At 65.0% G+C, this 6131-nt stretch carries 5 protein-coding genes; 3 read left to right on the forward strand and 2 right to left on the reverse strand.

Annotation, left to right across the window (positions count from 1 at the left end):
• The coding region (locus NCR93_RS12800) for a hypothetical protein (RefSeq protein ID WP_250532238.1) at positions 1 to 255 on the forward strand (255 nt) is incomplete at its 5' end.
• Positions 256 to 289: 34 nt separating this feature from the next.
• On the opposite strand, the gene NCR93_RS12805 is transcribed toward NCR93_RS12800, so the two are convergent.
• Positions 290 to 1585: an SGNH/GDSL hydrolase family protein gene (locus NCR93_RS12805; RefSeq protein ID WP_250478891.1), complete on the reverse strand. Its 1296-nt coding sequence runs from the start codon at positions 1583 to 1585 to the stop codon at positions 290 to 292.
• A gap of 172 nt (positions 1586 to 1757) precedes the next feature.
• Between NCR93_RS12805 and NCR93_RS12810 the strand changes: the two genes are divergently transcribed.
• Positions 1758 to 2909: a methyltransferase gene (locus tag NCR93_RS12810; RefSeq protein WP_250478892.1), complete on the forward strand. Its 1152-nt coding sequence runs from the start codon at positions 1758 to 1760 to the stop codon at positions 2907 to 2909.
• A gap of 6 nt (positions 2910 to 2915) precedes the next feature.
• Here NCR93_RS12810 and NCR93_RS12815 read toward each other — a convergent pair whose 3' ends face one another.
• Positions 2916 to 4178, reverse strand: a complete 1263-nt coding sequence (locus tag NCR93_RS12815; RefSeq protein WP_250435280.1) for a TIGR03862 family flavoprotein — start codon at positions 4176 to 4178, stop codon at positions 2916 to 2918.
• A gap of 180 nt (positions 4179 to 4358) precedes the next feature.
• Here NCR93_RS12815 and NCR93_RS12820 point away from each other — a divergent pair, with 180 nt between their 5' ends.
• Positions 4359 to 5831 carry an MFS transporter gene (locus NCR93_RS12820; protein WP_250478893.1) on the forward strand — a complete coding sequence of 491 codons (1473 nt, stop codon included), beginning with the start codon at positions 4359 to 4361 and terminating at the stop codon, positions 5829 to 5831.
• Positions 5832 to 6131: the final 300 nt, after the last annotated feature.

The raw sequence follows: 6131 nt of genomic DNA on the forward strand, positions 1-6131 counted from the left end.
TCGCCATCAAGCGCCCACACTTATCGGCTGTTAGTTTTTAAAGAGCACATCGCAAGACAAGCCTTACTTCAACTTCCATCTTGCGTCGCTGCATCAGCAGCAGAGAAACGAGATTATGAAGAATCTTTTTCTCTTTGTCAACACTATTTTTCGCTTTCGCTTCCAAATCCGGTGACTTCTGAGACCGCCCGTTTCGCTCGGCGGCTCTCGTCTTGCGACGAGGGGCTGAATAGTAGGTCAAGCACACACGAATGACAAGGTGACGAACGCAATTTTTTTCGCGTCTGCTTCAGTGTGCCGCCTTCGCCGCTCCGATGACAAACTCCATCGGCACTGCCGCGGCCATCGCCGCGTATCCCGCGTCGCTCGGATGGATATGATCGCCACTGTCATACCGGCGCTGGAGCACGCTCGGGCGCGCCGGATCGCGCAGCGCCCGATCGAAGTCGATGACACCGTCGAACGCCCGGCTCGCGCGAATCGATTCGTTGACCGCCGTTCGGATCGACTCTCTTTCCGGCGGCAGCGAAGCGGGCGTGAGCGTCGCACCGTAGATCTTCACGCCGCGCTGATGCGCCTGCGCAATCAGTCGCTGATATCCGCGCACCAGCGCATCGGCGTTGACTTCCGTGTGCGGCGCGTCGCAATCGAGCCCGGCGTGCGCGGGCATCGCCATGAAGTTGATATCGTTGATGCCGATCAGCACGATCACCGCCCGCACGCCCGGTTGACGCAGCGCGTCGCGCTCGAAGCGGCTCACGACGGCCTCACCGTAACAGGGCGAGTTGCTGAGCAGACGATTCCCGCTGATGCCCGCATTCAAGACCGCGGTTTGCCCGCCACTTTTCCGGGCGACTTCTTTCGCGAGCGCATCCGGCCAGCGCCGGTTCGCATTGAGCGAGGAACGCATGCCGTCGGTGATCGAATCGCCGATCGCCACGATCGCGTGCGCCGACGCGCTTTCCACCGCGACGTTGCTGAGCCACGCATATTGCGTGAAGCGCGTGCGGTACGCGGCTGCCGATCCATCTCCGGTGCGGTCGCCCGGCGTCGAAATGTAGTTCACCTGGCTCGACACGCGGTGCCACGCGACGAGCTTTTGATCCTTCCCCATGAACATGCTGACGGCGACCGGCTGAAACGCGGCGACGTCGAAATCGACCGCGTCGCTTGTTGCTTGCGCGCCCGGCGCGACCGTCACGCTCTTGTGTCCGCCGAAAGACACGGACCGTGCGCTGCCGGCCTGGATCGCTGCACTGCTACCGCCGACCGCCCGTGCGACGCTCATGGACTCGACGACGAGCGGTTCGGTCCCGTAAAGATTGCTGATCCGCAGACGCATCCGCTTGCCGTCGAGTTGCGGATAAATCAGCTGACGGACGGTGCGCCCCGCGACGTCCGGCGCGCGATAGAGCGGCGGCAGGTTCGCCAGTTGCGGAATCGACTGCAGCGCAGTGCCCCACGCGCTGACCCATCGCTCGTTGGCGGGCGTTTCCGCAGCGTCGGCGGCGAACGCCATTGGCGCAAAATTGAGTTGGACGGCGCACGCGGCCGCGCAAATCGCGGCGAGAACTCGGAGTTTCATTCGGCGATGGCGTTCGGAAAAGGCTCGATTGTGCCTGAAGTGTCATCAAGCTCGCGCCGCACATCGCCGGCGACGCGCACAAGCAGCAGCGACGCCCGTGAAATGGCCTCACAATGCTGCCAGTTCTTTTTTCGCCGGCGCGATGACTTACGCAGCGGGCATCAATATAGATATGCAATCGAAAAATTCAGCACCGCAGCAACTCGTCTGGGATGAAGACGGCGAAAGCCGCTCAGCCCGCTGGCGATCGGAGAGCGGCAATCCGCCCGCGAAGCGCGTCGTCATCGGACACGATCAGATGACGGCCGATCACGCGTACCGGCTCGCCTGCGAAGGCACCGCGATTCTCTGGCGCGGCGATTTCCAGAACGCTCGCCAGTTGCTGCAGGCGATGGCCCGCCGTATCGATAACAAACCGCGCAAGGCGAAGAAGCCCGCGACGGAAACATCGCCGATCGATGCGTTCAATCTCCATCGACTCGCGCAATCGCAGCGCGCCCGCACCCTCGCAATGCTCGTGCTGCCGCTCGACGAGCACTACGCCATCCCGTTGCGACGCGCGCCGGACGTGCGCCAGGCATGCGAGGAAGCATACGGGCCGCCGTCGGATGAAGCATCGGTGGTGTCCTTGCGCGAGGTGCTTGGTCTGATCGGCGCGCACGAGTGGCGCAAGAAAGGCGTCGACATCGACGCGGCCGGCGGGCGGATCCATCCCTATTACGGCGTGTTCTCGCCCGTTCGCGGCGAGTACGTCGATCTGGTCGCGAATCAGCCGCTGCCGTCAAAGGAACTCGCGTTCGATATCGGCACGGGAACCGGCGTGCTCGCGGCCGTGCTCGCGCGGCGCGGCGTCGAGCGGATCGTCGCAACCGACGTCGACGCCCGCGCGCTCGCCTGTGCGCGGGAAAACGTCGATGGACTCGGCCTCGCTCGTCAGGTGAAGGTCGTGGAAGCCGACATGTTTCCCGAGGGCCGCGCGCCGCTCGTCGTCTGCAATCCGCCGTGGCTTCCGGCGCGTCCGAGCGCCACGATCGAGCACGCGATCTACGACCCGGAGAGCCGCATGCTGCGCGGCTTTCTCGACGGCCTCGCCGCGCACCTGACACCGGGCGGCGAAGGCTGGCTTATCCTGTCGGACTTCGCGGAGCATCTCGGCCTGCGCACGCGCGCGCAGTTGCAGGAATGGATCGACAAGGCCGGACTGAAGGTCGATGGACGTATCGACATCAAGCCGCGTCATTCGAAGGCGATCGACAAGTCCGATTCGCTGCACGCCGCGCGCTCGGCGGAAGTCACGTCGCTGTGGCGGCTGGTCGTCGCCTAAATTGGATCAGGCGCGCTCGGCAAGCCACGCGAGCGCGCCCTCGCCCGCGACGAGCCCGCTCGCGAAACACGCCGTCAACAGATAGCCGCCGGTCGGCGCTTCCCAGTCGAGCATTTCGCCCGCGCAGAACACGCCGGGAAGCGCGGCGAGCATCGAACGCGCATCGAGGGCTTCGAACTCGACGCCGCCCGCGCTGCTGATGACTTCCGCAATCGGCCGCGGGCGCAGCACACGCAGCGGCAACGCCTTGATGCGCGCGGCGAGCGTGATGGGATCGGCAAATTCGTCCTTGCTCACGCATTCGCGCAACAAACCCGCTTTCACGCCCGTGAGATGCAGCCGGCTTTGCAGATGACTCGACATCGAGCGCGCGCCACGCGGATGCAGCACTTCCTCGCGCACGCGTTCGGCGGAGAGCTGCGGCGTCAGATCGAGCAGAATCGTCGCGCCGGCGCCGTGACTTTCGTCGATCCGGTCGCGAATCGGCGCCGATAACGCGTAGATCAGACTGCCCTCGATACCCTGATCGGTGATGAGGCACTCGCCGACGCGCCAGTCGGGCGCGCCGTCCGCGCGCGGCACGCCGATCGCCACCGACTTGAGCGGCTCGCCCGCGAACCGGCTGCTGAAATGCTCGCTCCAGCCCACATCGAAGCCGCAATTCGACGGCACGAAAGGACGCGTGGCCACGCCGCGCGCGGCGAGAACCGGCAGCGCGGCGCCATCGGAGCCGAGTTGCGGCCAGCTTGCGCCGCCGAGCGCCAGCACGAGCGCATCGTGCCGAACGTGTTTCTCGCCCGATGGCGTCGCGAACCGCGATATCGACGCGCGTTCGTCGGCCCAGCCGAGCCAGCGATGCCGCATATGAAACGTGACGCCCGACGCGCGCAGCCGATGCAGCCATGCGCGCAGCATCGGCGCGGCTTTCATGTCGGTGGGAAACACGCGCCCCGAGCTGCCGACGAAAGTCTCGACGCCCAGGCCGTGAACCCAATCCCGCAACGCGCTTGCATCGAAGCGCGCGAGCAGCGGCGCGATCTCCCCGCTGCGCGCGCCGTATCGCGCGAGGAACGCGTCGGCGGGCTCCGAATGCGTGAGATTCATGCCCCCTTTGCCGGCCATCAGGAATTTGCGTCCGACGGACGGCATCGCGTCGAACACATCGACGCGCGCGCCGCCCGCCGCGAGCGCCTCCGCGGCCATGAGCCCGGCCGGTCCGCCGCCGACGACCGCGACGTTCACCGATTCGATGTTTTCAACTGACGACATGCCTGAATAGAAAGAACAAAACGGAGCGACATTGTCGCATCGCCGGTCTGCGCGGCGGGAACGCATCGACGGCGCCGCGTAAGTCATTAAATAACAAAAAAGAATTTGGCCGCCTGCGCGCGGGCCAGTACGATCCGGCGATTCGTTGCATCGACAACTTTTTACTGAAATAGCCTGATCATGTCCGTTTCCCTCGCGCCCGAACGCGCTGCCGCCCAGTCCGCCACCCAGGATTCACGGCCGGTCATCAAAAGCGCCGCCGATGTTTCCAGTCTCGTCAACCACGGCGCCGCCATCGGCAGCGACGCGCGCGTGGTCGTCGCCATCGCGCTCGGCGGCATTTTTCTCGATGCCTACGATCTGGGCGCGCTCGCGTTCGGCATGAAGGACATCGCCCGCGAATTCTCGCTGACGCCGACCGGCTCCGGCTTCGCCGCCGCCGCGATCACGTTCGGGGCGATCATCGGCGCGTTCCTCGGCGGATATCTCACCGACAAGATCGGCCGCTATCGCGTCTTCATGGCGGACATGTTCTTCTTCGTCGTCGCGGCGATCGCCTGCGCGCTCGCGCCGAACGCCTGGGTGCTCGGCGGTGCGCGTTTCGTGATGGGACTGGGCGTCGGCATCGATTTGCCCGTCGCGATGGCCTTTCTCGCGGAATTTTCCCGCTTGCAGGGCCGCGGCAACAAGGCGGCACGCGTCGCGATGTGGTGCCCGGTCTGGTACGCGGCGATCAGCGTCTCGTATCTGCTGGTGCTCGGTTTGTACGCGGTCTTGCCCGAACACAACGCGGGCTGGCTCTGGCGTCTGATCCTCGGCTTTGGCGCGGTTCCGGCGATTGCGATCATCGCGATTCGCAGCCGATACATGAGCGAATCGCCGGTCTGGGCCGCGAATCAGGGCGATTTGAAAGGCGCGGCCGCGATCCTCAAGCGCTCGTACGGCATCGATGCCCGCGTCGACGAAACCGCCACCGTTGCGCCGAAGGCGCGTCGCGCGACGTGGAGCAACTACGGCGCGCTGCTGCGCGGCGTCTACCTGCGCCGGACCGTGCTGGCGACGGTCATCGCCATCGCGTCGTCGTTCGCCTATAACGCCGTGGCGTTCGGCTTGCCGGTCATCATTTCGAGTTTCCTCGCGCAATCGATGCTCACTACGATTCTCGCGTCGCTCGCGCTCAATCTGTGTTTCGCGTTCGCGGGCGGGCTGTTTTCCGTGCGCACGGTGCCGAAATTCGGCGCGTGGAAGCTGTCGGTCGTCGGTTACGCGTTTCAGCTTGCGGCGCTCGTCGGGCTCGCTATCGTCGGGAAGCCGTCGACGGGCGTCGAAGTCGTCGTCGCGATCGCGTTTCTCGCGGCGTTCCTGCTCGGACAGGGCGTCGGGCCTGGCTCGCACAGCATGACGTTTGCGTCGCTGAGCTATCCGACTTCGCTGCGTGGTGTCGGCGTCGGCTTCAATCAGACGCTGATGCGCGCCAGCTCGACGGTTTCGCTGTTCCTGTTCCCGGTCTTGTCGGCGGCGCTCGGCACCAAGGTGTTCTGGATCATCGCCGTCGCGCCGCTCGCGGGGCTCGTCGCGCTGTTCGCCGTGCGCTGGGAACCGTCGGGCTACGACGTCGACGCTGAGGATTTCGCCGCGCAGCAGCCGCGTTAAAACAGTTTCCGATCCCGCCTTATAAAGAGCGGCAGGCGATGTTTCGCCTGCCGCTCTTTTCGTTTCTCCTCCTGCCTGCACTAGATTAAAGGTCGCGCGCTTTGCGCGACGGGGTCCGCTTCTCGCATGCGGAGTTACCCGAATACGTCTCAAAAATGCATTTACCGACCGTCCGGTCGGTTTATAATCGCCGGACAGCGACTTCTTTTTGAGCGAGTGCCGACATGTACACGCAATCCCTCGACCTCCCCAGCGCGACGTCCGCAGCCGAAAGCCACGAAGCCGCAGCCTCCGCCGCCC

The organism is Caballeronia sp. ATUFL_F1_KS39 (genome assembly GCF_023630985.1).
In the GTDB taxonomy this organism is placed as follows: domain Bacteria; phylum Pseudomonadota; class Gammaproteobacteria; order Burkholderiales; family Burkholderiaceae; genus Caballeronia; species Caballeronia zhejiangensis.